The organism is Paenibacillus methanolicus, assembly GCF_008124765.1.
GTDB classification, from domain to species: domain Bacteria; phylum Bacillota; class Bacilli; order Paenibacillales; family Paenibacillaceae; genus Paenibacillus_Z; species Paenibacillus_Z methanolicus.
In genome coordinates this window covers 475,789-500,664 of sequence record NZ_VNHS01000006.1, presented here as the reverse complement: position 1 = coordinate 500,664, position 24,876 = coordinate 475,789, and the positions used below count along the sequence as shown (strand labels likewise).

Below are 24,876 nucleotides of genomic sequence, written 5' to 3'. Positions count from 1 at the left end.
AGAAGACATCCATTCCCAAAAGGTGGGAAATGGATGTCTTTTTGTCTGAGACGTAAGCCGTCAAAGAAAAATGCGTAAGTTCTTCAGTGGCCTCCCACTCAGGCACGGAGTTTTTTTGTTTTATTGGAATGTGCCCGCAAAGGAAGTAAAGCGCGTCCGCCCAAGCGGACGAAAGCGAAGGTCAGCACATTGCTAGCTATCCGCTCTACCGAACAGGATACCACCCAAGGCACAACGTCACGTACGAAGCTCGAACAATAGCCTGTCCGAAGGACAAGCGGGCTCACCATGATAGGATACATCGAAGACGGCCGCGTAGAAGGCACGCTTATTTCGGGAGTCCAGAGGGACGAATCCCTCTGGTTCCCCTCCAATGGAGGGGGAAGGGGCGAGGCGAATGTTGGGGTAGGGGGAGGAAAATAAAAATATTTTGCGATTTGATGTAAAAACTTGTTCCCTTTTGGTCGAAATAGAAAGTAACAGATCGCGCGACTACGCGCGCGGCCAATCAGGATTAGCGGAAATGAGGGACAACAAGAGATGACAGAACGGATAAAGCCTACCTTCATACAAGAATCATTTGCCAGATGCGCGGCTTACCAGTTGAAGGCAGACCAATTACCGGGATACCAATCTTGCGAGCCCGAACGCTACGCGGCGACATTGGAAGAATACGCGGAGACCCTTGCCATAACGCAGGAGTTCATTGCCCATATGCAGCTATCCGTCTCCGAAGAGCTGCCGCTGCTTGCGGCCGTGTTCGACAACGACGGCATGATTTTGCAGCTAGCCGGGGATTCGACCATGATGAAGTTGATTGAAGCGGCGGGCTTCAATTCCGGCATTGCGCTGACGGAAGAGCTCTCCGGCACCAACGCGGTCAGCTTGGCGCTTATGAGCGGCGGCCCCGTCCAGCTGATCGGCGACGATCACTACCATCATTTTTTCCATCGGCTGGCCTGTTATGCGGTGCCGTTCAAATACCAGGAGACCGGCGCGAGAGGCGCAGTGCTGCTGATGACGTCGGCGCATCTCCATAATCCGCTGCTGATCCATCTCCTCCAGACGGCGGTGGACTCCATCCAACGGGAGATGACGCTTCGCGAGCAGAACAAGCGGCTCAACGTGCTCAATCAGATTATCATGAACACGAAGAAGAACTCCGCCATTATCTCGGATGAACGCGGGTTTATTATCGAGGTGAACGAGCTGGCCGCCCAGAATTTCAAGCTCAGCCGAGGCGAGCTGATCGGCAGACAAATTTGCGAGCTGCCGCATTTGGGCGATTATTTCTGCAACGTGTTGGCCGAAGGCGCCCTGTACGAGGATATCGAAATCAGCCTGGAGGGATTCAACATTGTCGGGTTGTTCGATGCCAGTCCGATTCTGAACGAGAAGGGCAGCGTCATCGGCGCATACGGGCAATTCCGCGACATTACGGAACGTTACGAGGCGGAAGCGCGCATCAACTATATGGCGTTCCATGACGAGTTGACCGGGCTGCCGAACCGCCGGATGTTCATTCAGACGGCGCAAGAAGAGATGAACCGGCAGCCGCATTTGGGCGAAGGCCAACTGGCGTTTATTTACTTGGACCTCGACCGGTTCAAGCTGGTCAATGATTCGCTCGGCCATACCGAAGGCGACCGGCTGCTGAAGGAAGTCGCGGCAAGATTGAAGTCGTGCATTCGCGACAACGATCTCGTCGCCCGCATGGGCGGCGACGAGTTCATGTTCATGCTGCGCAGCGTGCAGCATGAACATGAGATTGCCGGCGTGGCCGAACGTATTCTGCAGGCGTTCGAGAAGCCGTTTATTCTAGGCGTGCATGAATTCCACGTCACGCCGAGCATGGGCATCGCGCTGTATCCGAAGGACGGCACGGACATCGAGACGCTTATGGTGCAAGCGGACAGCGCCATGTATCAGGCGAAGGCAAGCGGCAAGAACACATTCAAATTTTTCGATTCCAATATGCGCATCATGACCGGCGGCCAGCTGGCGCTGGAAACCGCGATGCGCCGGGCGATCGAACAGGAACAATTCTCGCTCCACTACCAGCCGCAAATGGACACGCAGACGGGCAAGCTGATCGGCATCGAAGCGCTCATCCGCTGGCAGCATCCGACAATGGGCATGATTCCGCCGAGCCGGTTCATCCCGCTTGCGGAAGAGACGGGGCTGATCCTGCCGATCGGCGAGTGGGTCATGAAGGAAGCGTGCAGACAGAACAAAGCGTGGCAGGAAGCCGGGTACGCCCCGGTGCGCATGTCGATCAACTTATCGGCCAAGCAGTTCACGAAGAGCGATTTGATCGAATCCATCTCTAGCGTGTTGGACGAGACGAGCTTGACGCCGGATTTCCTGGAGCTCGAAATTACCGAATCGATGACGATGGACGTCAACTCGACGGTCATGACGCTGAACGGGCTTCGGAAGCTCGGCGTTCAAATCGCGATGGACGACTTCGGCACCGGGTACAGCTCGCTTAACCATCTGAAACGGTTCGGCCTGCACCGCTTGAAGATTGACCAATCGTTCGTCCGCGATATTATGACCGACACCAACGATGCGGATATCGTCGGCTCAATTATCGTGATGGCTCACCGCCTCGGCTTGCGCGTCATAGCCGAAGGGGTAGAGAATAAGGAACAGTATGAGTTTCTGCAAGAACATTTATGCGACGAAGTGCAGGGGTATTACTTCAGCAAGCCGCTGCCGGCGGAGGAACTGGAGAACCAGTTCCTCGCCGTCGACAGCGCACTCATACGATAACCCAAAAGGACTGCCGCCGAAGCGGCGGTCCTTTTTTGTCGTGACCTTGTAACGAAGACGGGCGTCTCGAGCGTTTTTCAACGGGAAACGTACATCGGAAGCATAAGCTTTGGTTCCCCTCAGGGGAGGGGGCAATGCTGTAAGGTTAAGGAAAAACGTCCACTGAAGCCGCCTGTGGCCTAAGTTGACAGGCATACGCACGCTGAAGTCTTAGGACTGACTTCAAAACCCACTGAAGCTTTGTCCGTCAGGACAAAAGCGTGCCCCGCTCAAGCCCAATCGCCGACCGCGAACAAGTGAGACGGCACGAAAAAGGGAGTCCAGAGGGCAAAGCCCTTTGGTTCCCCTCGGAGGAGGGGGAAGGGGGAGGAACTACCTAGGCCATTGGCAGGAATCCGGCAAGTTGCAAGCGGGATTTTGTCCTTCATAATAACTACATATTTGATTAACAGACGGTTTACAAACCTTGCCTATAATCGGTCTTGTACATAAGGAACACCCCTTGTGAAGCAGGCAATCGACAGGATCGGCGAATGACGAACGAGGGCGGTCATGAAGAGACAACGGCAGGTCAAAATCAGTTCTAACGAGGAAAGGTGAACTTATTCCATGTCCATGAAGAAAACGGTCATCATCTCCGTACTCGCGGCAGCGGTCAGCACGTCCGCGGTCGGCGCCGTATCGGCTGCTCCCGCAGCGACGGCAAGCACGCAAGTCACGAACAGCACGTTCTACGTGAACGATGCGGTTACGACGGTTCGCACGATCGTGAAGGACGGCGTAACGCTCGTGTCCGTACGCGATCTTGGCGTCGCGGCAGGCGCGACGTTCACGGTAACCGGCGGCAAGACGGTGCTGGCGTACTTGAACGATGTGCTTGTCGAGCTGCAGGATGGTTCGACAAAGGTACGCATCGGCGACGAAGAGGGCGAACTGGGCGCGGCGGTCGTGAACGTGAACAACTCGTTCTACGCCGAGCTGGAAGGCTTCGCGAGCGCCCTTGGCATCGAGCAGACGACCGATGCGTCCGGCAAAGTATGGCTGGATGCGACGAAGCGGCTTACGGATGCGGAAGATCCGATCTGGATCGACGCGCAGACGCTCCTCGTCAGCACGCTGGCGGAAGATGGCGGCCGAGTGGATTATAAAGTAAACGCGGCAACCGGCGAATTCACGGAAGTATTCCGCACGAGCACGGCTTCTGCGCTGACGGTGGCTCCGAATGGCGCGAAAGCGGCTTACACGGACGAGACGGGCGCGGTATACGTATTGGATCTGGCGACGAAATCGTCTTCGAAAGTAAGCGGCGACGACACGATCAAGCCGGAACTCGTCTGGTCGGCGGATAGCAGCGCGATCTACTTCCTGCAAGGCGACAAAGGCTCGGTCATCGCGAAGTTGAATCCGGCCGATGGCGCGATTACGAAAGTACTGGAAGACAAAGTCGACTACAAAGCAGATCTGGCGGTATCCGCGGACGGCAAGAAATTCTTCTATTCGGTCACGAAGCCGGGCGCGGTTACGGCCGATGCCAACAAGCCGGTCGAGAGCGACGACGTGGCGATCGACATGACGGGCACCGAGCCGCAGCTGTACTTCTTCGATTCGAGCGTGAAGGACGGCAAGCCGGCGAAGTTGACGGAGAAAGCGGACGACAAAATTTTCGTCGGCGCTTCGGCGGACGCGGGTCAAGCCTACTATATCAGCTCCGAAGAGAACAAAGTTTCGTCCCTGCTTGCGGTCGGTGCGGATAAATCCGTCAAATCGCTGCTCGAAGGCAAAGACGTGATCCAAGCGACGGCAGCCGGCGATAAGCTGTACGCGCTCGTGGCAACGGCAACCGGCGGCGAAGTATACGAAATTCAAGGCGCTGCGTCGAAACTGCTCTACACGGTATCCGAGGACGTGTCGGAGATCGTCGCGGGCAAAGGCGCGTCGGTCGCGGTCGTCGAAGGCGGCGCGATTCTCGTGGACAACGGCGGCAAATGGAAGAAAGTCACGAAATAAAACAACCCCCTACATTCGAGAGGAGATTAACCCCCATGAAAATGAAATGGTTTAAAAGTTTGGCGTTCACGACACTCGCGCTCGCGGTTATGGCAACGGCCGTTCCGGTTGCAAGCGCGGCCAGCAAGCTCAGCGGCAAAATCGTCATTAACGGCTCGTCGGCGCTCCTGCCGCTGACGCTGCAAGCAGCGAAGGAATTCAAGAAATTGAATCCGAAAGTGAAAATCTCCGCATCCGCGGCCGGCTCCATCACGGGCCCGCAATCGGTGCGCAAAGGCATCGCCGACATCGGCGCCGTAGACTGGGATGCTTCCACGGACGTGCCGGGCTTCAAGAAGTTCGATGGTCAAGTCGCGCATAAAGTCGCGGTTATTCCGTTCGCGGCCGTCGTCAACAAAGGCGTAGGCGTCGACAACCTGACCACGAAACAACTGCAAGACATTTTCTCGGGCAAAGTGAAGAACTGGAAAGAAGTCGGCGGCAACGACGCTTCGATCGTCGTCGTCAACCGCGCATTCGGTTCGGGCACGCGCGTCAACTTCCAAATGAAGGCGCTGGACGGATCGGACTTTATGTCCAAAGGCGACAACTACAAAGAAGTTAAGTCGAGCGGCGACATGAAAACGGCCGTCGAAACGACGCCGAACGCCATCGGCTACATGGACTTGGTGTATGTTACGAGCAAAATGAAGGCGCTCAAAATCAACGACGTGGCGCCGACGGAAGCGAACGTCATCAACGGCAAGTACAAAGTATGGGGCTACGGCTATTACATGACCAAAGGCCAGCCGACGGGCGCGACGAAGGCGTTCATCGAATATATCCAAAGCAAGACGTTCCAGAACGGCTCGCTGAAAAAATTGAAGTTTATTCCGATCTCCGCGATGAAGTAATCGAAACTCCCATGCGGCCAGCTTAGGATGAAAGTGCCTAGCTGGCTTCTTTTATGGGGTTCGCGTGAAGATTTTGTAAAATCGAAAGGGGCTTAACGAGCATGATGGAGATGTCAGCGCCCGCGAGCGCCGCGGCAACCGAGCTGGGCACGAGCCTGAAGACCAGCTCGGGCAAGACGTTCGGACGCCGGGCGAGGCTTGCGTTCTACAACCGCACGTTCAAGGCGATTTGCGTCGTCTGCGCGGTATTCGTGTGCATTATTTTGTTCTCGATTCTGTTTCTGATGGGCCGCACCGGCATCCTGACGTTCGAGTACGTCTCGCCGATGGAGTTCTTCTTCTCGACCGAATGGGTGCCGGAGAATGAACAGTACGGCGCGTTTATCTTTATATTCGGCACTTTCGCGCTGACCGCGTTGACGATGCTCATCGCCATGCCGATCTCCATTCTGATCGCGGTATTCCTGGCGGAAGTGACGCCGCCGTGGCTGCGCGCCGTGCTGCGGCCGGTGCTCGATCTGCTGGTCGGCATTCCTTCCGTCGTATACGGCTTCCTCGGCATGACGCTGCTCATCCCGCTGCTTCGCGACGTAACGGGCACGACGATGGGCGACGGCCTGCTCGCGGCCGCGATCGTGCTGACGATCATGGTGCTCCCGACGATCAGCCGGATCAGCGACGACGCGATTACCGCGGTGCCGAAGAAATACCGGGACGCTTCCTACGCGCTGGGCGGCACTCGTTTCCAGACGACGTTCAAAGTCGTGCTGCCGGCGGCGCGCAGCGGCATTATGTATGCCGGCATCCTCGGCATGGCGCGCGCGATCGGCGAGACGATGGCGGTCGTCATGGTCATCGGCAACACGCCGCAGTTGGCGAACAGCCTGCTGAAGCCGACGTCCGTGCTGACGAGCAACATCGTCATGCAAATCGCGAACGTGCCGTTCGATTCGACGTGGAACTACGCGCTGTATTTAATGGGCTTCCTGCTGCTCGTGATTTCCCTGCTCATGATCGTCCTCATCCGCTTCATGCAGCGTAAAGGAGTGCAACGATAATGTCCGCTGGCGTACAACAGAGCCCGCGCCCGTTCGCGTCTTCGCGCAAAAGCGGGAACCGGCTCAAAAACAACCTGTTCACCGGCCTCGTATGGACGGTCGGCATCTGCACGATCATTTTCATCATCGGGCTCCTGTTCCTCATCCTGGAGAAAGGCATGCCGAAGCTCAGCATCGACTTCCTGCTGGGGCTGCCGGACGAAATCATGGAAGGCGGCGGCATCGGGCCGGCGTTATTCAACTCCTTCTATGTGCTGATCATCTCGCTCGTCATCTCGATACCGCTTGGGATGGCGGCCGGCATATACTTATCGGAATTCGCGCCGGATAACAAGTTCATCGGCTTCCTGCGCGTCTGCGTAGAAGGGCTGGCGTCCGTTCCTTCGATTATTTTCGGTTTGTTCGGTATCGTGCTGTTCGTCGAAGCGTTCGATATCGGCCTGACGATCATCGGCGGCGCGGTCAGCCTGGCGTTCTTGAACTTGCCGGTACTCACCCGCGTGACGGAGGAAGCGATCCGCGCCGTGCCGCAGGAGATGAAGCACGCCTCGTTCGCGCTGGGAGGCACGCACCTGCAGACGATTCGACGCGTGCTCATCCCGGTCGCGCTGAACGGCATTATTACGGGCATCTGCCTCGTGGCCGGCCGCGCGTTCGGCGAGAGCGCCGTCATCATCCTGACGGCAGGCGTGACGACCTCGGGCGTCATGTGGGATTTCAACCTGCTGTCGCCGGGCGAGACGTTAGCCGTCCACCTCTGGTATGTGCAATCCGAAGCGATCGTGCCGGATGCGGTAGAGATCGCGGAGAAGTCGGCGGCCGTGCTCGTGTTTATCGTGCTGCTGATCAACCTGTTGTTCCGCATTCCGCTATGGCTGAACGCGCGCAAGATGCGGTGAATGACACATTTCGACGCATTTTGACATTCCGTTAACATTTCCATATACGTCCGATAACGGTCTTTCCCTATAGTGGGAACTAGCGATAGAGGATGGAGATGGAGGGAACAGGAATGAACAATGCGGTATTAACGACTAGACGAGGGCTGACGATCGTAAGCGAGCCCGCCATGAAGAAGGGCAACGACGAGAAGCGGGAAGCGACGGCTAACAAGGCGAGCAGCCGGGCCGAAGGTTCCCGCGATTCCGTATATAAAGGATTTATTCGTCAGGTCATGACCGTGCTGCCGGCGCGCAAGTGCAGCGAGGTGATCGAGCAGTTCAATGCGGCGCCCGACAGCGAGTGCGTCATCGTGTGCACGGAAGCGGACGTGCCCCTCGGCCTTGTCATGAAGCACCGGCTGTCCAGGCTGCAGACGCAGCGGTTCGGCAAAGAGCTGTTCTTCGAGCGGAGCATTACGCGGCTGATGGACGAGCAGCCGCTCGTCGTCGAGACGACGCTGTCCGACCAGGAACTGCTTGACCTGGCGCTCGGCCGCGAGGAGAGCACGCTGTACGATTGCGTCATCGTCACAAGCGGCGGCCGCGTGGCCGGTATCCTCACGATGGCGGATCTGCTCAACTTATCCCGGCTGCTGCAGCAGCAAAGCGCTCAGTCCCAAATCAAGACGATGGCAGGCGCCGAACGAATGGTGCACGAAATCGACCGTTCGGTCGACGAGGTGCTGCAGGCCGCCCGTCATGGCGAACTAATGTCGGAGAAAATGGTCGACTACACGCTCCAGGGCAAAAGCGAGCTGAATAAAGTAAGCGAAGCTTTCGCGAATCTCTCCGGACTGACGGCTCGTCAAGTCGAGCAGATCAAGCAGCTGCAGAATCAGGCGGACGCGATCGGCGCCGTATCGAAGCTGATCCGCGACTTGGCCGAGCAGTGCAACCTGCTGGCCATGAACGCCAGCATCGAGGCGGCTCGGGCAGGCGAGCATGGCCGAGGCTTCGCCGTCGTCGCCGGCGAGGTCGGGAAGCTGGCGACGCAGACGAAGCAGTCGGCCGGCGAGATAGGCGACCTAATTCGCACCGTCCTGCAGGCGGTCTCCGTTACCGCCGATTTGGTGGCGCGCAGCCGTGACGAAGCGCTATCTAGCGAAACCTCGGTGCGGGAAGCTTCGGGCGCGTTCGAGCAGCTGTTTCACGCGGCGGCCGGCAACCGTAATAGCGCGGCGGAGATCGGTCGCCTGGCGGATGACGCGTACCGGCAATCGGAGCGCGTCGCCGGCGAGCTGAACCAGCTGATTGATTCGATGCAGGCCGGGATGGAGAAGGAGCGTTAGGCACTTAAATGTTGCTTATTGCGGCATCCGATGGATATTTTACACAGCGTTTACAAATCATCAATACGACTTTGACATATCGACGCTAGGATAGGAACAGGTTGGACAGCGGCATTAGCGTTGTCCGAATGAAGTCCAACACTGGAGGGAACGCCATGCAAGCGCCAGCTCATACGCGAGCGTTAATTGAAATTGATAAATTAAATCTGTATTACGGTACATTTCACGCGCTGAAGAACGTATCCATGGAAATTCCGGAGAAGGCGATTACCGCCTTTATCGGACCGTCCGGCTGCGGTAAGTCCACGCTGCTGCGTACGCTGAACCGGATGAACGACATGATCGCGGGCACTCGGATCGAGGGCAAAATCGCCATCGGCGGGGCTGACATTTATTCCAAAGAAGTCGACGTCGAGACGCTTCGCAAGAAGGTCGGCATGGTGTTCCAGCAGCCGAATCCGTTCCCGAAATCGATCTACGACAACGTCGCCTACGGCCCGCGCCTGCACGGAATCTCGGGACGCAAGCAGCTCGACGAGATCGTCGAGACGAGCCTTCGCTCCGCCGCGCTGTGGGAGGAAGTGAAGGATTATCTGAAACGGTCCGCCCTCAGTCTATCCGGCGGTCAGCAGCAACGGCTGTGCATCGCGCGCGCCTTGGCCGTGGAACCCGACGTGCTGCTCATGGACGAAGCGACCTCCGCGCTCGACCCGATCTCGACGCTGAAGATCGAGGAGTTGGCGCAGGAACTGAAGGACCGTTATACGATCGTCATGGTTACGCATAATATGCATCAAGCGGCGCGCGTCTCGAACCAGACGGTCTTCTTCCTGAACGGCGAAGTCGTCGAGTACGCCGAGACGGAGAAGCTGTTCTCCACGCCGCGCGATCAACGGACGGAAGATTATATCAGCGGACGATTCGGCTAGTCTAGAGGGGGACGTTACAAGCAATGATGATGACTGCACGCAAAGAATTCGATCATGGACTAGAGGACTTGCGCGAGCTGCTGCTGGATATGGGACGCAAAGCCGCGACCGCGCTGGATCGCTCCCTTCGCGCGTTAAGCCAGCTGGACTTAGAGGCGGCGAAACGGGTCATTGAAGACGACGTGGATCTGAACCGTCTCGACGAGCGGGTGTTCGATCTGGGCGCTCGCCTAATCGCCACCCAGCAGCCGGTCGCGAAAGACCTGCGCCGGATTCTGATCGCCTTCAAAATTTCGAACGATCTCGAGCGGATGGGCGATCTGTCCGTCGACGTGGCCAAAGTCGTGCTTCGCCTGAACGGCGAGAAGCTGATCAAGCCGCTCATCGACATTCCGCGCATGGGCGAGATCGTGCAGACGATGATCGATGACGCGATTCGCGCATTCGTGACGGAGAACGTGGACCTGGCTTACAAAATGGCGAAGGAAGACGATCGCGTCGACGAACTGTACGGCCAAATTCTCCGCGAGCTGTTCGCGCTCATGGCGGAGAATCCGGCGACGATCGCGCAGGCAAGCCAGCTCAGCTTCGTCGGCCGCTTCGTCGAGCGGATCGGCGATTATGCGACGAACATCGGCGAGAACGTCGTCTACCTGGTCACCGGCACGAGACCGGAACTTAACGCATAGCTGAATGTGAACAGTCTGTTGAGGGGCATCCTGAAGCAGGCTGTTTTTGTTTTTTATTTACAATAACGCATAGAGAAGAACGATTTTCTCGAAAATATTTACATTGCGTTTACATAGTGAAAATACCCGTTTAACGACAAGCTTTTACAATAAGACATGTAAAGCAAATAAAACCGTGCAAGAAACGGAAGGAGAAAACCATTAGCATGAAAAAGATGGTGCTTGTAGTAATGGCTCTGGTGTTGACGATCGGTCTCGCGGCTTGTGGTTCCAAGAACACAACAAACAACGCGGCTAACAACGGCGCGAATCAAGAGGCTGGCACGAATAACGGAACGACAGGCGGCGCTGAAGGCGGCGGTGAAGAACTTTCCGGCTCTATCCTGGCAGTAGGTTCGACGGCATTGCAACCGCTCGTCGATCAAGTATCGAAGAAGTTCATGGAAACGAATAGCGGCGTGACGATTCAAGTCCAAGGCGGCGGCAGCGGCACGGGCCTGACGCAAGTCGCGGGCGGACAAGCGCAAATCGGCAACTCCGATATTTTCGCCGAAGAGAAGTTCAAAGACGCGGAAGCGGACCTCGCGAAAGACCTGGTCGACCACCAAGTCGCGGTAGTCGGCATGGCGACGGTCGTGAATAAAGAAGTAGGCGTGGACAACCTGACGAAGCAGCAGCTGGTTGATATCTTCACGGGTAAAGTGACGAACTGGAAAGACGTTGGCGGATCGGACGAGAAAATCACGATCATCAACCGTCCGGCAAGCTCCGGAACGCGCAAAACGTTCGAAACCTACGCGCTTGGCACGAAAACGGAAGACCTGCAAGGCTCGATCCAAGAAGATTCGTCCGGTACGGTTAAGAAGCTCGTCGGCGAGACGCCCGGCGCAATCGGATACCTGGCCTTCTCGTACCTCGACGATACGGTGAAAGCCGTGAAATACGACGGCGTTGAAGCATCGGAAGCTACGGTAGTCGACGGCACGTATCCGGTATGGGCATACGAGCACATGTACACGAAAGGCGAGCCGGATGCGGCAACGAAAGCATTCCTTGATTACATGCTGACGGACGAAGTGCAAAACGGCGACGTGACGGAGCTTGGCTACATCCCGGTTAACAAAATGACGGTTACTCGCGCGGTAGACGGTACCGTTACAAAGAAATAAATCATGACGTAAGCGACCCGTAAGGGCAGCTGATACGCATTCACAAGCCAGAGAGGCGATCCGTTCGCCTCTCCTTGGCAGTTAAGAAGGAGAGGTACTATGGAGCAGTCGGCTGTGAAAGGTCAGAAGACCAATTCGAAATCCGCATTCATGAAACCGCACATCAGAGAAGAATGGGTTGGCCGCGTATATACGTTCGTTTGTATTTTAGTTCTGATCGCGACGATTCTGGCCATTGTCTATTTTGTCGCTTCCAAAGGTTTAAGCACGTTCATTACGAACGGCGTAAACATCGGAGATTTGCTAACTGGACTGAAGTGGGATCCGGAGGGCGAACCGGCCGTATTCGGCGCGCTTCCGTTCATCTTCGGTTCATTCAGCACATCTTTGCTCGCTGCGCTCATTGCCGCTCCGCTGGGCTGCTGCGCGGCGATCTTCATGACGCAAATCATGCCCGGCGCCGGCAGACGTTTCATGCAGCCCGTCATCGAGCTGCTCGCCGGCATTCCGTCGGTCGTCTACGGTTTCGTGGGACTAAGCGTCATCGTGCCGATGCTTCGCGCGATTTTCCCCGGTCAAGGGATCGGGATTCTGGCCGGCTCGCTCGTGCTGGCCGTCATGATTCTCCCTACCATCACGTCCATCGCGACGGATGCGCTCGCTGCGCTGCCCGGCGGATTAAAGGAAGGATCATTCGCCCTAGGCGCGACGCGCTGGCAGACGATCTACCGCATTGTATTGCCGACGACGCTGCCGGCGCTGCTGACCGGCGTCGTGCTCGGCATGGCGCGCGCGTTCGGCGAGGCGCTGGCCGTCCAGATGGTGATCGGCAACGCGCCGCATATTCCGCGTTCCTTGTTCGAATCCGCATCAACGCTTACGAGCGCTATTACGCTCAGCATGGGCAACACGATTTCCGGGACGGCGCATAACAACGCGCTCTGGTCGCTGGCCCTCATTTTGCTGACCATGACCTTCATCTTCGTATTCATCGTTCGCGTGCTGGAGAGGAGAAATCACCGATGAACGCCAAAACCGCCGACAAAGTCGCGACCGTCGTCATTTGTCTATTCGCCGGCATTATCGTGCTCGTTCTGCTAGGACTGCTCGGTTTCATTCTGTTCCGCGGCTTGTCTCATATTAGCTGGGACTTCCTAACCTCGGCGCCAGAGACGATCAAGGCCGGGGGAGGCATTGGGCCGCAGCTGTTCAACTCCCTGTTCCTGCTCGTGCTGACGATGCTCATTACGATTCCGCTTGGTTTAGGCGCCGGCATCTATATGAGCCAATACGCGAAGCCCGGGAAGGTGACGAATTCGATTCGTCTCGTCGTCGAAGTGCTCTCGTCGTTCCCGTCCATCGTCGTCGGCCTGTTCGGCTTGCTAGTGTTCGTCAACATCATGGGCATCGGATTCTCGCTGTTCTCGGGGGCGCTCGCGCTGACCGTCTTTAACCTGCCGCTTATGGTCCGGATCACGGAACAAGCGATGGCCGGCGTGCCTCGCGAACAGAAGGAAGCAAGCTTGGCGCTCGGCCTCTCCCGCTGGAAGACGATCACATCGGTTATGTTACCGATCGCGATGCCTGCTATCATTACCGGCACGATCCTGGCCGCGGGCCGCGTATTCGGCGAAGCCGCCGCGCTGCTCTTCACCGCCGGCATGAGCTCGCCGAGACTCGATTTCACGGATTGGAACCCGCTTAGCCCGTTCTCGCCGCTTAATCCGTTCCGTCCGGCGGAGACGCTTGCGGTTCATATCTGGAAAATCAACAGCGAAGGCCTCGCGCCGGATGCGGGCGAGATCGCCGCTGGCGCTTCCGCCGTGCTGGTGCTGACGGTGCTCCTGTTCAACTTCGGCGCGCGTTGGTTCGGCCGCTTCATGCACCGCAAATTCACCGCAACACGTTAGCAGGAGGAATCGCACATGGCAACCACCGGGATGAAAGTGAAAGACTTGAGTGTATTTTACGGGGAGAAGGAAGCGGTGAAGAAAGTCTCGCTGAGCTTCTCGCCTAAGCAAGTGACGGCATTGATCGGACCTTCGGGCTGCGGCAAATCGACCTTCCTGCGAAGCTTGAACCGGATGAACGATACGATCGGCGGCGTGAAGACGACCGGCGAGATCTGGATCGACGACGTGAACGTCAACGACCCGTCGGTCGACGTCGTCGAGCTGCGCCAGCAGATCGGCATGGTGTGGCAGCGTCCCAACCCATTCCATAAATCGATCTACGAGAACATTGCATTCGGTCCGCGCTACCACGGGATTAAGAACAAGAAGAAGCTCGACGAGATCGTCGAAGACTCCCTGCGCAGGGCGGCGCTCTGGAACGAGACGAAGGACCGGCTGCACAACTCGGCGCTCGCGCTCTCGGGCGGACAACAGCAGCGGTTGTGCATCGCGCGTTCGATCGCGGTCAAACCGAAGGTCATCCTGATGGACGAACCGGCTTCCGCGCTCGATCCGGTATCCACCTCGAAGATCGAGGAGCTGATCGCCGAGCTGAAGAAGGAATATTGCATCGTCATCGTAACGCATAACATGCAGCAGGCGGCGCGCGTGTCCGACCGGACGGCGTTCTTCTATATGGGCAAGCTGATCGAGACGGACGACACGGACAAAATGTTCACGAATCCGTCCGAGAAAGAAACAGACGATTACATCTCTGGCCGGTTCGGCTAACGAGAGTCATCGCAAGAAGCGACAACGGGGCGGTGAATCGCCGACGAAGGGGAGATGCGGTCGTGAAACGCAAAGAACTGGATGAAGGACTGAAGCAGCTACAGGAGCTGCTCGTCGAGATGGGCGAACGCGTCGAGCACGCGCTCGCGGAGGCAATGGCGTCTCTGCAGACGCTGGATGCCGAGAAGGCGCGCGTCATCGTGGAGCAAGACCGAAGGCTGAACGAACTGGAAGAACGCATCGACCAGCTCGGGGCGCGGATGATCGCGACGCAGCAGCCGGTGGCGAAGGATTTGCGCCGGATTCTGACGGCGTTCAAGATGGCGGCGGATCTCGAGCGGATGGGCGACCTGTCGGTCGATATCGCGAAGATTACGCTTCGTCTGCAAGGTCAGACGCTCGTGAAACCGCTTATCGATCTGCCGCGCATGGCGGAGGTGACGCAGCAGATGATTCACGAGTCGATCCAATCCTACGTGCAGGAGAACGTCGATTTGGCCTACAAAATGGCTAAGGACGACGACGAGGTCGACGCGCTGTACAATCAAGTGACGCAGGATTTGTTCAAGCTGATGGTCAGCAACCCGCAGACGATCACGCAGGCGGGCATGATCAGTTTCGCCGGCCGCTACGTCGAGCGGATCGCGGACCACGCGACGAACATCGGCGAGAGCGTCGTGTATTTGGTGCTTGGGAAACGGCCGGATTTGAACGTTTGACTTCTTAACAGGATATAAATAAGATCCACTGTCATCATTTAAAACATTCCATCAACCTGAATGACTTAGGTTTGGTTTATTAGTCTGTATTTCAGCAAATTCTCGTCATGACCCTAAACATGAATTAAAGTGGCGTCACAGGACAATTCCCGTGGCGCCACTTTTATTCAAGTTTTCATTTTTTTTCATTCATTTTAACAGGAGCATTGGTCACAGCCGTACCGTCGGCTCTAGCACATGAAATTTATTACGAAGGAAGTGCCCCTAAAGGAACTCCGATATCACTAAATGGATGACTACATGGAATTATTTAATTCCACATCTTAATGTTAATGGGGATAACATATCTTCGGCATGGTCTTCTTACTATGTTCCTGCAACAAATGCATGGCCAAATGCAACAAGCGATGTAAAAGTTAGCCGTGTTTCGTTCCCCGAACCCAATGTTGATATTGTGACGCCTTCAAAACAGTGGCGGGATGATAACGTCGGTTTTTTAGCCAATCTTCTTTGCAAGGATTTACAGAGTTAACAAGTACTGACGATGTCTTAATTAATATTAGAAATCCAAATGAGAGTGCTGCAAGTCTTGCGAAACGTTCCAGCAATGCGAATTCAATTATGAGAACGGGGGCGTTTCCTGGATATACCAAAGTCATGACATTAATGATCTTGCAAATAAATATTAGGGGGGACGTAATATGAATAAACGATTATTATTTGCATTCATCGTATTGATCGGAATAAGTGTAGTTACCTTGTATCCGTCCGATAATTCGGATCCAAAAGATCAGTTAACGCAAAACGAGATTCAAGCGCTCAGAGACACTTACCCGCTCTATAGCGGTAGTAACGAGCTCTATCATGAACGCACGGAGCTAAACTTTACGACCGCATCCCGAATCGCTGAGACGTTCGTCCGAGCGGAAGTCATCGGCGAGTTGCCCTTCGTCCCGCCCGGCCGGTTCCTCAGGAACCGGCCTGTTTGTTTTTGTCCCTTGCTTTTACCCACGCTTTACAATCACGGAACGTTCCTTAAACAATCCGGTGCTACAATAGCGGAATAGAGCAAGGGAATCAGTTCATTCGCATCGAGGGGATAGCCGTGGAAGAGATCGGATACGGATTGCTGGATCGAACGTTGATAGAGAAAATAACGGAGCGCTGGCATCATGGCGGGGTCGGCGTTATTTTGCTTCATGTCGAACGAGCGGGAAACGGCGAGATGGCCGCCACCCGGCAATGGATGGAACGTGAACGCCGTTTATTTGGGCAGTACCGGATGGATCACGATCATTATTTCCTGCTCGGCCGGCAGCGCGAGGACGTACGGCTGGACAGGCTTATCGCCCAATCGGCGACAGCGCTGCGCGAGTGCCTGCGAGCAGCGCAACGAAGCGGGCAGCACGACATTGCGGGCTATGCGATCGGCAGTTCGGCGATTTACCCTTCCGGCGTGGGGCGTTCGGCGGAATCGATGATATACGGCGCGCTGAAAGAAGCGATGTTGGCCGCGAACGAGCCGCTACGGCATCCGGTCCGCGGGCGCAATGAAGACCAGGACGAGACGGTGGTGGCCGCACAAACGCCTGTCGGAGCCGCGTTCCAAATCGGCGCGTTGGCAAAGCAAATTCCGGTATTTGACGTGAAAACGCGCGTATCGGAGGTGGGCAAGCTGTTCGAGATGAACGAGCGCGTGCAGGGTGCGGTCATCGTAGAGGGTCAGCGTCCGGTCGGACTGATTATGAAGGAGAAGCTGCACCAATTGCTGGCCGGGCCGTTCGGCATCGCGCTGTATTGGAATCGTCCGATCGAGAAAATCATGGACGATCATCCGCTCATTGTCGACGCCGAAAGCTCGGTAGAATCGGTCTCGCAGCTGGCGACCGCCCGGGATCATGCCAAGCTGTACGATGTCGTCGTCATCACGCGGGACGAACGACTGCTCGGGGCCGCGTCGATCCGCTCCATTCTGGAGAGCATGACGAACCTGCGGACGGAAGAAGCGAGGACGTCCAATCCGCTTACCGGATTGCCGGGCAATGCGTCGATCGTCCGGGAGATGCAGCGGCGGATTGTCGAAGGGCGCCCCTTCGCTGTGCTTTACGCGGATATGGACTACTTCAAATGGTTCAACGATCGCTTCGGCTTCAGCCAAGGCGATGCGTTGATTCGATATTGCGCTTCGGTCCTGCAGGAGGAAACGAGGCTGATAGCGCCGGACGGCAGCTTCGTCGGCCATATTGGCGGCGACGATTTCATCGTCATGGCCGATGCCGGGCAAGGCGAGACGTTGTGCCGATCGGTCCTGCGCCGATTCGACGACGGCGTCGCGAGTTTCTATGGCGGGGCGGATAATCTGGCCGTGTCGGATCGTTCGGGCAACCGGGTCGACCAAGAAGGCGTCAGCTTGTCCGTCTCGCTCGTGCGGTGGGACGGCGACCGGCCGGTCACGCCGGAGAATTTGTCGCAGGCTGCGGCGCGATTGAAGAAGCGGGCCAAGAGCATGCGAGGCAGCTCGTATGTGGGCGGCGGCGTGTTTGAAATGCATCGGGGAGAGGAACGAAGTCAACGTGGAGCAAGTCATGGATATGAATCGACACTATAGCCGGCTGTGGGGCAAATCGCGACCCGGTGCCGCCGGCATCATCTATTTGGCTTGGCATGGACCGGGCAAGGACGAATACCGGCGCAGAAGCTGGTCGGCCGCGCAGTGGAGAAACTTTATCGAGCGGGAGACGGAAGCGCTCCGAGCGGAGCTGCCCGGCGTGCAGCAGATTTGGATGCGCGAGGATTTGTTCCTTTGCCTGCCGATGTCCGGCGATGACGGGGAGCTGCAAGAGGAACGGCTGCTGGATCTCGCGAATCGGCTGAAGCGCGATTGGGAACCGTCATTCCGCGGCGTCGCGAGATCGGATATGTTAGCCGGCATGGCGCTGCATACGGGTATCGCCTATATGCGGGCTAACGGCCAGCGCCTCAATTCATCGTGGTGGTATGAAGGGATGAAGCGGGCGCTCGTGCACGGCCAGCATCTGTTCGCGACGGAACGCAGCATGAAGCTGCGTCTATTCGACCAGCTCACGCGCAAGCGGATGCTCTACCCGGTCTTCCAGCCGATCATCTCGCTGCGCGACGAGTCGGTCTATGGCTACGAGGCGCTAAGCCGTTTTCCCGCCAACCAGTGGTTCCCGGGCCCGCAGCAGCTGTTCGATTTCGCGTCCGCGGAAGGGATGGTGTACGTGCTGGACCGGCTGGCCCGCGAGCGCGCCATCGAGTCGAGCGCGGGTCTGTCCGGCGGACAGAAGCTGTTCATTAATCTTACCGCGCAAATTATGGACGATCCGCAGTTTACGCCGGGCCAGACGCTGTCGCTTCTAGCCGACATGGGCCTCTCCGCGCACCACGTCGTGTTCGAGATTACCGAACGCAGCTCGATCGAGGATTTCCAGGCCGCCAAGCGGACGCTCGATCATTATCGGAGCCAGGGATTCCAGATTGCGATCGACGATGCCGGCGCGGGCTATTCGTCCCTCCAATCGATCGTGGAGCTGCAGCCGGATTTTATCAAAATCGACCGTTCGCTCATTCGCGGCATTCATGCCGACGCGGTGAAAGGTCATATCGTGCACACGTTTACCGAATTCGCCTCCAAAATGGGCAGCGCCATCATCGCCGAAGGCATCGAAACGGAGGAAGAGCTGTCCTACATCCGCGACATGGGCGTTCCCCTCGCGCAAGGGTACCATCTGGGTAGGCCGCAAGAGGCGATTGCAGGAACTTGAAGGACTCGAACAATTATTCCGCTCGAAACCAGCTATCATGCGATGACTGGTTTTTTTTGCTTTCGGCGGCAATATTTCGTATAGGCGCTCTTCTACATCGCGACCGCTAATCCGACGATAAATGCAGTAGAGAAAAAAGTTGGCTCCAGATGCTTTTTCGTGGGGAGGAACGAGGTTATGGATAATGGGCCGAAAGCGCATTGGATCGGAATGATGCTCGGCTGGAAGATGCCGGAGAACTTCTTGTTCGCCTGCCACTGCATGGCGTTGGAGCGGGGATTCGGCTTTTATTATTTTCATCCCAAGTCGGTGAACGAGCGGCAGGGCACGATTGCGGGTTTTGTTTTCCGCGACGGCCGCTGGATTAAAGACGTCTTTCCGTATCCGGACGTGATCTATGATCGATACCGCCGCAAAGGCAAGGACAAGTTCGGCGCATATGCCAAATTGGCGACCATTCCGATGACCCATACCCTTCCGGAGAAAAGCTTCGGCAAGTTGGATTTCTATGCGTTGTTGTCCAGACGGGCCGAGCTTCGTTCGCTGCTGCTGCCGTACATGAACGGGAAACGCAGGGGAGATATACCGGCATTCATCGACCGGCATGAACGGGTCATTTTCAAATCCGATCATCGGGCCAGGGGCCGGCGAACCGTATTCGTCACCAAGAAAGAATGGGTGTACGAAGTGGACGACCAGACGCATGTGCACGTATTGAATCCGCAAGAGTTCGACGTGTTAACGGCCATGTTCGCTATGGAGCGATTCACGGTGCAAAAAGCGATCGAGAGCCGGACGAAAGAAGGACTTACCTATAGCATCCGCGTCCATCTCATGAAAAACGGCGCCGGATTATGGTGTCATGGCATGATTATGCCGCTGCTCTCCCTTACGCCGCATGTCAACGTCACGAATCATGACCATACGATGCGCGGGTTTGCCGATTGGCAGCTGTTCTTGACGGCGCAATTCGGCGCGATCGAAGGAGCGAAGCTCGATGCCGAGGTGAGGCGCCAAGCCGAAGCGGTCGCGCTAGCTTTGCAGGAGGAGCTGGGAGACGGTTTCCACGAAATCGGACTTGATCTTGGACTTGATGCTAGCGGGACGCTCTACGCGTTCGAAGCCAATATTGGCAATGTCGGCATGATTCTGCATGAGTTCGAAACCGCTCGCCATGGGATAGCCTACGCCGCTCATGTCGCCGCCACCGCCAGCCAAATTAAAGGAGCGTTTTAATCGATGACGAACTACGAGAAGAAGAGAAGATATACGAAGGTGGCTTATTCGATGCTTGCCCTATCGATGGGTCTTGGGGCGGTGCCGGTCTCCGCTCGCGAAGCGCTTCCTCCGAAGGCGTCGTCGTTGGCTATCCACTCGTCCCATATCGGACTGCGACTCCAGCATGTTCCGGCCGGCGGGGCATCCTCCCGTTTGTACCGCGGCGACTCGCTGAAATATTTCAAGAACGAATTTCTGCGCAAGCCCGGCTTCAGCAAGCTGTTGAACGTCATTGGCGAAGGCGGCGGCGCGCCGACGGCAACGGGTGTATCAATTACGGGTGTGCTGCAGGTCGGCGAGACGCTGACGGCAACCTATGCCTTCCACGATGCCGATAACGATAACGAAGGTGCGAGCGTGAAGCAGTGGTATCGTTATGACGGCAGCATCAAGACGACAATCCCCGGTGCTACCGGAACGAACTACACGCTGACGAGCGACGATGTTGGGAAGTATATCGTTTTTGGCGTAACGCCGGTGGCGGATGATACGCCGACGACAGGAACGGAAGCCGATTATACGACCATCGGCATGGTATCCAGCCCTGCAGCGCCGACCGCGGCGCCGGTCTCGATCTCCGGCACCGCTGCCGTCGGTCAGACGCTGAGCGGAAGTTACACGTATGCCGACGCCAACTCGGGGGATACGCAGAGCGGCACGACGTTCAAATGGTACCGCGCGGACGATGGGGCCGGCACGAACAAATCGGCTATTATCGGCGCGACGGCGCAATCTTACGTACCGACATTCGCGGACGCCGGCAAATTCATCACGTTCGAAGTCACGCCGAAGAATGCCGCGAACTTCCTAGGCACGGGGACGCCGACCTCGAGCAGTCCGACGTTAGCCGTCGCTGCGGCGCCCGTTGCAAGCGGGGCATCCGTTGTAGGTACGACTAGAGTCGGTCAGACGCTGAGCGCCTCCTTTGCCTATATGGACGCGAATAACGACCCGGAGAGCGGTAGCTTGTATCAGTGGTACCGTGCCGATGACGGGGAAGGCATGAACAAAAACCCGATCCTAGGCGCAACAAGCGCGAGCTATGTGCTGGTCTCCGCGGATCTGGGCAAATATATCTCCTTTACCGTCATTCCGAAGAATGCGGCGCTTCTGGCGGACACCGGCGACATAAGGGGGAGCGAAGCTGTCGGAGCGGTGGCTGCGGCGATCACCGAACCGGCTTCCGTGTCGTACTCGGCGTTTTCCGCGCAAGTTAGCGAAGAAGAATCGCTGATCGAAGTCGTCGCGGTGAAGAAGAACGTGGAAACGTCCCAGGCAGCCAAACTCAACCTGGTCAAAGACGGCAACGTGATCGAACGCGCGGATTTCAATTTTGAGGCCGACGGCGTCATGAGCGCCTTGACGGAAGCATCAGTCAAGGAGACGATCGCCGTACGGGTACGTTCGTTGAAGGGCGCGGAGAACGTATACGGGAACATCACCGGCGATCTCGTTCAGGCGATGGCGGATAAGACGCAACGCCTCGCGATGATTACCGGGGATGTCGCGATCGACTTCCCGACGGTTTCCATTCCGGAGCAGCTGCAAGCCGGAGCGGACGGCATGACCAGGGAGACGAAGATCGAGCTGAAGATCGAGAAACAGCCGAAAGCGGTTCGCGAGGCGGCCGCCGAATGGGCAGCCGGTCAAGGCGCCAAGGTGATCGGAACGTCGTACAAATTCAGCGTGAAGGTTCAAAATGGCGACAAGACGACGTCGATCGCCCAATACGGCGACCGCTACGCGCATTTTACGCTGCCGCTCCCGGAAGGCGTTACGGACCCGACTACGCTTGCGGCCGTTATGCTGGTAGACGGACAATACGTTCCGGTGCCGGTTCGCATTGTCGATCAGGAACACGCCGTCGTCGAGACGCCGACGAACGCTACGGTCACGCTCGTTCAGCGCGAACGGCAGTTTGACGATTTGAGCGGGCATTGGGGCGCACAAGACTTGCTCTTCATGGCGAATAAAGACAATATTGCCGGCGAGGCCGACGGCAAGTTCAATGCGCACGGCAATGTCACCCGCGGAGATTTGGCGACGATGCTCGTTCAATCGCTTGGTCTCGGACATCGGACGAAAGGCTTGTCAGGCGATGCCGGATTTAGCGATCTTCCCGAGGATGCGGCAGCTTCCGAAGCGATCCAGCTCGCGATCGGCGCGGGACTGTTCAAGGGCTATCCGGACGGAACGTTCGCGCCCGAAGCGCTGACGACGCGCGAACAGCTTGTCGCGGTGCTGATGCGCTTCCGCGCCAACTTCGAGCTGGAGCTGCCGCAAGTTCGCTCCGAATCGCTCGACGCAAGCTTCAAGGATGCTTCCAAAGGGGCCGACTGGTCGAAAGCTTATCTGGAGAGCGCGAACAAAGGCGGCGTCATCAAGGGCTTCGAGAACGACTCCCTTGGCGCTTCCCGCGAGCTGACGCGCGATGAAGCCGCAGCCATTATTCGCCGCTTCCTGCAGCACACCAACTTGACGAATTAACTAACCTCATGTAAAGAAAAGCGAAGCGTCCCGCCGTCATTAACGGCATCGGGACGCTTCTTTTATTTGAATACAAGCATGATAAGTTTCACGTTTATCAATTACCTTGTCGGGATAAGACGTAAGGCAGGACATGACTCGCGATGTCGAACGTATGCACCTGTCCATAAGGACCGCCATATTCGGCGCCCAGGAGCCAGAGCCGGCGGTCTGCATCCAAGCCGAAATCCACGATAACTTCATGAATCGTACGATAATCGAACGTTTCCAATAAGGCGGCCGTCTCGCCAGAGAGCTTTCGGACGAGTTCGTCCATGGCATCGCCGTTCTCGCCGAATTCTCGGTACAGCAGCCAGTCCCAATCCACCTCGGCGGGCGCGTTGGTCGGCAGTTCGAGCGGCTTGAGGGCGACGAACGGCGCGATATGCAGGACGTGCCAGCCTTCGGCGGATTTGGTCAAATGCACGCGAAGATGCAGCGGATACGAGCCGGTAATCTGACTATCCGTTTGCTTGATTAGCATGTAGCTCGTTTTGTCGAACAACGCTAGGAAGGCGCGCATTTCGCTCGCGTTGAACCGATGGACGAACCGGGATTCGATAACCTCGTAGCTACTCTGCAGACGGTGAACCAACAAAGCTTCCTCTTCCTCCGATTCATTGCCCGCTTTCATGACCACTCGTTCGTGGGCATCGATGAAGCCCTTCGCATCGTGAGACGTCGTCGGAATGAGGTGCTCGGGAAAATGGCTCAACAACCGAGGTGACCGCGCGATAAGCGCGAGAAACACGGACGCCGGCACCTGACCCGGAGGGGCGCTCGACGTCAGCGGCAGCCTATGACGCTCGTTGAACAGAAAGGCGGTCTCGGCGGCATCTTCGCGGTGGAGGAGGCAATAGGTCGTATCCGGCGGTTCGATCGCGCGTTTCACCCAGGCTCCTTCCTCCCGGATATAAGCCGATATGCCTTCCTCGCCCGAATGGAGATCCGCTTTGACATCCAAGGCGAGCATGACGGCGAGCGTGACCCCATAGGACTTGGCTATCAGCTCGAAGGGCGCAAGCTCCGCATCCGAGGGAAGACTGCCGAACAGCAAGCCGATAACCTGATTTCCCGACCTTGGCCTTGAGATGGGTTGTTTCAAATTGAAGCTGTCCGCGCCGACCCGGCACGCGTATGCGATCGCGAGCGGCGCGCGTTCCACTTCGTGATTGAGCGTTCCGGGACAAGTGTTCGCTTCGTAGAACCAGACGCGGTCCCTATCGTCGATCGCGATATCGATCCCTAGCTCGTTAATGGGGAAATCATAGAGGTCGTTCACCGTTCGGGCAATGAGCAAGCCCAGCTCGCGCAAGCGACCCGGAATCGTGTAGCGCCCCCGCGGCATGACGCGCGCCAGAAAATGCTCCAACAGTTCGGTCTGTCCGCCTACGCTCACATTGCTTGTAATCGTTCCTTTGGTGCCGATCCTAGGGTAAATGACGGGAATCGCCCACCGGCCTTGCGCGTCTCGTTGGACCAGCACCCGAAAATCAAACGGCTCGCCATCCGGGGTCAACGCCCGAATATACGGCTGAATCAAATAATTTTTGCGTAGTCCCGTTATGAACTGCGCGAACTCATTCCGTGTCAGCCGCTGGACGTCGGCCCCTTTCTGTAGCAGGAAATCCGAACCGTCGCGGCTTAGCGCCATAATGCCTGCGCCCCGGCTTCCGCTGGCGGGTTTCAATACCGCTTTGTCATAGGTTCGCAGCAGCTCCTCCGCGGTTTCAATCTGTTCCAGAAGCACGGTGGGCACGATATACGGCGCTAACTGATCGTTCTGCGCAAGTTTTTCGGTCATTTCCCATTTGTCGCCGATGAGGAAGGCGGTGAACGGCACGAGCCGGCGGAAAATCAACTCCTTCGGCGAACGTTTTCGCGGTCCCCATGGCCGCACGTTCATGACGGACGCCGGGAAAGGCGTCGTCGTTTCGACCCATTGCGACTCTCCGTATACGAGTCCGCGAATCGTCCGAGTGTCTAAATCGATGCCGTCTTCTTGAAAGAAGATCAATTGCACCTTCTGACGAGCCGCTTCCGCGACCAAGGCGCGGACCCTACCCTCCGGCATGACCGCGAACGGGTCGCGAGGGTGAAAAACGCCGATCAGCATAAGAATCAGGACTCCTTC

18 protein-coding genes are annotated in these 24,876 nt (G+C 57.0%); 17 read left to right on the top strand and 1 reads right to left on the bottom strand.

The genetic code is table 11. From position 1 onward, the window contains the following. Nucleotides 1-540 precede the first annotated feature (540 nt). The 17 genes from BCM02_RS18385 (at nucleotide 541) to BCM02_RS18305 (ending at nucleotide 22,703) form a co-directional block, all read left to right on the top strand. The gene (locus BCM02_RS18385) at nucleotides 541-2,775 is read left to right on the top strand and encodes a putative bifunctional diguanylate cyclase/phosphodiesterase (RefSeq protein ID WP_148930561.1); all 2,235 of its coding nucleotides are present in this window, start codon (nucleotides 541-543) and stop codon (nucleotides 2,773-2,775) included. Between the two features lie 609 nt (nucleotides 2,776-3,384). Further along, the gene (locus tag BCM02_RS18380) at nucleotides 3,385-4,782 is read left to right on the top strand and encodes a stalk domain-containing protein (protein WP_148930560.1); all 1,398 of its coding nucleotides are present in this window, start codon (nucleotides 3,385-3,387) and stop codon (nucleotides 4,780-4,782) included. A gap of 41 nt (nucleotides 4,783-4,823) precedes the next feature. After that, on the top strand, nucleotides 4,824-5,675 hold the full coding sequence (locus BCM02_RS18375) for a phosphate ABC transporter substrate-binding protein (protein ID WP_425466188.1): 852 nt from the start codon (nucleotides 4,824-4,826) through the stop codon (nucleotides 5,673-5,675). A 110-nt stretch (nucleotides 5,676-5,785) separates the two neighbouring features. After that, nucleotides 5,786-6,733 carry a phosphate ABC transporter permease subunit PstC gene (gene pstC / locus BCM02_RS18370; RefSeq protein ID WP_425466187.1) on the top strand — a complete coding sequence of 316 codons (948 nt, stop codon included), beginning with the start codon at nucleotides 5,786-5,788 and terminating at the stop codon, nucleotides 6,731-6,733. Continuing rightward, on the top strand, nucleotides 6,733-7,632 hold the full coding sequence (pstA, locus tag BCM02_RS18365) for a phosphate ABC transporter permease PstA (protein WP_148930557.1): 900 nt from the start codon (nucleotides 6,733-6,735) through the stop codon (nucleotides 7,630-7,632). The genes pstC (BCM02_RS18370) and pstA (BCM02_RS18365) overlap by 1 nt, the downstream gene beginning before the upstream one ends. 113 nt (nucleotides 7,633-7,745) lie before the next feature. Next, the gene (locus tag BCM02_RS18360; protein WP_187434287.1) at nucleotides 7,746-8,963 is read left to right on the top strand and encodes a methyl-accepting chemotaxis protein; all 1,218 of its coding nucleotides are present in this window, start codon (nucleotides 7,746-7,748) and stop codon (nucleotides 8,961-8,963) included. A gap of 155 nt (nucleotides 8,964-9,118) precedes the next feature. Beyond that, nucleotides 9,119-9,892 (top strand): phosphate ABC transporter ATP-binding protein PstB, encoded by a 774-nt coding sequence (gene pstB / locus BCM02_RS18355; RefSeq protein WP_148930555.1) that lies wholly within the window; start codon nucleotides 9,119-9,121, stop codon nucleotides 9,890-9,892. A gap of 29 nt (nucleotides 9,893-9,921) precedes the next feature. Further along, nucleotides 9,922-10,581: a phosphate signaling complex protein PhoU gene (gene phoU / locus BCM02_RS18350; RefSeq protein WP_148930594.1), complete on the top strand. Its 660-nt coding sequence runs from the start codon at nucleotides 9,922-9,924 to the stop codon at nucleotides 10,579-10,581. 206 nt (nucleotides 10,582-10,787) lie between these two features. Then, nucleotides 10,788-11,750, top strand: a complete 963-nt coding sequence (locus BCM02_RS18345) for a phosphate ABC transporter substrate-binding protein (RefSeq protein ID WP_148930554.1) — start codon at nucleotides 10,788-10,790, stop codon at nucleotides 11,748-11,750. Nucleotides 11,751-11,849: 99 nt separating this feature from the next. Beyond that, entirely contained in the window at nucleotides 11,850-12,776 is a 927-nt protein-coding gene (gene pstC, locus BCM02_RS18340; protein WP_148930553.1) for a phosphate ABC transporter permease subunit PstC, read from the top strand. Continuing rightward, entirely contained in the window at nucleotides 12,773-13,660 is an 888-nt protein-coding gene (gene pstA, locus BCM02_RS18335) for a phosphate ABC transporter permease PstA (protein ID WP_148930552.1), read from the top strand. Before pstC (BCM02_RS18340) ends, pstA (BCM02_RS18335) begins: the two co-directional genes overlap by 4 nt. Before the next feature lie 15 nt (nucleotides 13,661-13,675). Then, the gene (pstB, locus tag BCM02_RS18330; RefSeq protein ID WP_148930551.1) at nucleotides 13,676-14,434 is read left to right on the top strand and encodes a phosphate ABC transporter ATP-binding protein PstB; all 759 of its coding nucleotides are present in this window, start codon (nucleotides 13,676-13,678) and stop codon (nucleotides 14,432-14,434) included. Nucleotides 14,435-14,496: 62 nt separating this feature from the next. After that, on the top strand, nucleotides 14,497-15,153 hold the full coding sequence (gene phoU / locus BCM02_RS18325; RefSeq protein ID WP_148930550.1) for a phosphate signaling complex protein PhoU: 657 nt from the start codon (nucleotides 14,497-14,499) through the stop codon (nucleotides 15,151-15,153). Between the two features lie 1,105 nt (nucleotides 15,154-16,258). Then, a complete protein-coding gene (locus BCM02_RS18320; RefSeq protein ID WP_148930549.1) occupies nucleotides 16,259-17,761 on the top strand; it encodes a GGDEF domain-containing protein in 1,503 nt (500 codons plus the stop codon). Then, nucleotides 17,739-18,938, top strand: coding sequence for an EAL domain-containing protein (locus BCM02_RS18315; protein ID WP_187434285.1), 1,200 nt, complete (start codon nucleotides 17,739-17,741; stop codon nucleotides 18,936-18,938). The genes BCM02_RS18320 and BCM02_RS18315 overlap by 23 nt, the downstream gene beginning before the upstream one ends. Nucleotides 18,939-19,115: 177 nt before the next feature. Continuing rightward, complete coding sequence (locus tag BCM02_RS18310) at nucleotides 19,116-20,174, top strand: YheC/YheD family protein (protein ID WP_148930547.1); 1,059 nt, start codon at nucleotides 19,116-19,118, stop codon at nucleotides 20,172-20,174. 3 nt (nucleotides 20,175-20,177) lie between these two features. Next, the gene (locus BCM02_RS18305) at nucleotides 20,178-22,703 is read left to right on the top strand and encodes an S-layer homology domain-containing protein (RefSeq protein ID WP_148930546.1); all 2,526 of its coding nucleotides are present in this window, start codon (nucleotides 20,178-20,180) and stop codon (nucleotides 22,701-22,703) included. Nucleotides 22,704-22,800: 97 nt separating this feature from the next. Here the strand turns inward: BCM02_RS18305 and BCM02_RS18300 are convergent, their stop codons facing one another. Beyond that, the gene (locus BCM02_RS18300; protein WP_187434284.1) at nucleotides 22,801-24,858 is read right to left on the bottom strand and encodes a YheC/YheD family protein; all 2,058 of its coding nucleotides are present in this window, start codon (nucleotides 24,856-24,858) and stop codon (nucleotides 22,801-22,803) included. Between the last annotated feature and the right edge of the window lie 18 nt (nucleotides 24,859-24,876).

Coding starts and splice junctions, on each gene's coding strand:
- BCM02_RS18385 (WP_148930561.1), top strand. CDS start 541: ATGACAGAACGGATAAAGCCTACCTTCATACAAGAATCATTTGCCAGA.
- BCM02_RS18380 (WP_148930560.1), top strand. CDS start 3,385: ATGTCCATGAAGAAAACGGTCATCATCTCCGTACTCGCGGCAGCGGTC.
- BCM02_RS18375 (WP_425466188.1), top strand. CDS start 4,824: ATGAAATGGTTTAAAAGTTTGGCGTTCACGACACTCGCGCTCGCGGTT.
- pstC (WP_425466187.1), top strand. CDS start 5,786: ATGTCAGCGCCCGCGAGCGCCGCGGCAACCGAGCTGGGCACGAGCCTG.
- pstA (WP_148930557.1), top strand. CDS start 6,733: ATGTCCGCTGGCGTACAACAGAGCCCGCGCCCGTTCGCGTCTTCGCGC.
- BCM02_RS18360 (WP_187434287.1), top strand. CDS start 7,746: ATGAACAATGCGGTATTAACGACTAGACGAGGGCTGACGATCGTAAGC.
- pstB (WP_148930555.1), top strand. CDS start 9,119: ATGCAAGCGCCAGCTCATACGCGAGCGTTAATTGAAATTGATAAATTA.
- phoU (WP_148930594.1), top strand. CDS start 9,922: ATGACTGCACGCAAAGAATTCGATCATGGACTAGAGGACTTGCGCGAG.
- BCM02_RS18345 (WP_148930554.1), top strand. CDS start 10,788: ATGAAAAAGATGGTGCTTGTAGTAATGGCTCTGGTGTTGACGATCGGT.
- pstC (WP_148930553.1), top strand. CDS start 11,850: ATGGAGCAGTCGGCTGTGAAAGGTCAGAAGACCAATTCGAAATCCGCA.
- pstA (WP_148930552.1), top strand. CDS start 12,773: ATGAACGCCAAAACCGCCGACAAAGTCGCGACCGTCGTCATTTGTCTA.
- pstB (WP_148930551.1), top strand. CDS start 13,676: ATGGCAACCACCGGGATGAAAGTGAAAGACTTGAGTGTATTTTACGGG.
- BCM02_RS18315 (WP_187434285.1), top strand. CDS start 17,739: ATGGATATGAATCGACACTATAGCCGGCTGTGGGGCAAATCGCGACCC.
- BCM02_RS18310 (WP_148930547.1), top strand. CDS start 19,116: ATGGATAATGGGCCGAAAGCGCATTGGATCGGAATGATGCTCGGCTGG.
- BCM02_RS18305 (WP_148930546.1), top strand. CDS start 20,178: ATGACGAACTACGAGAAGAAGAGAAGATATACGAAGGTGGCTTATTCG.
- BCM02_RS18300 (WP_187434284.1), bottom strand. CDS start 24,858: ATGCTGATCGGCGTTTTTCACCCTCGCGACCCGTTCGCGGTCATGCCG.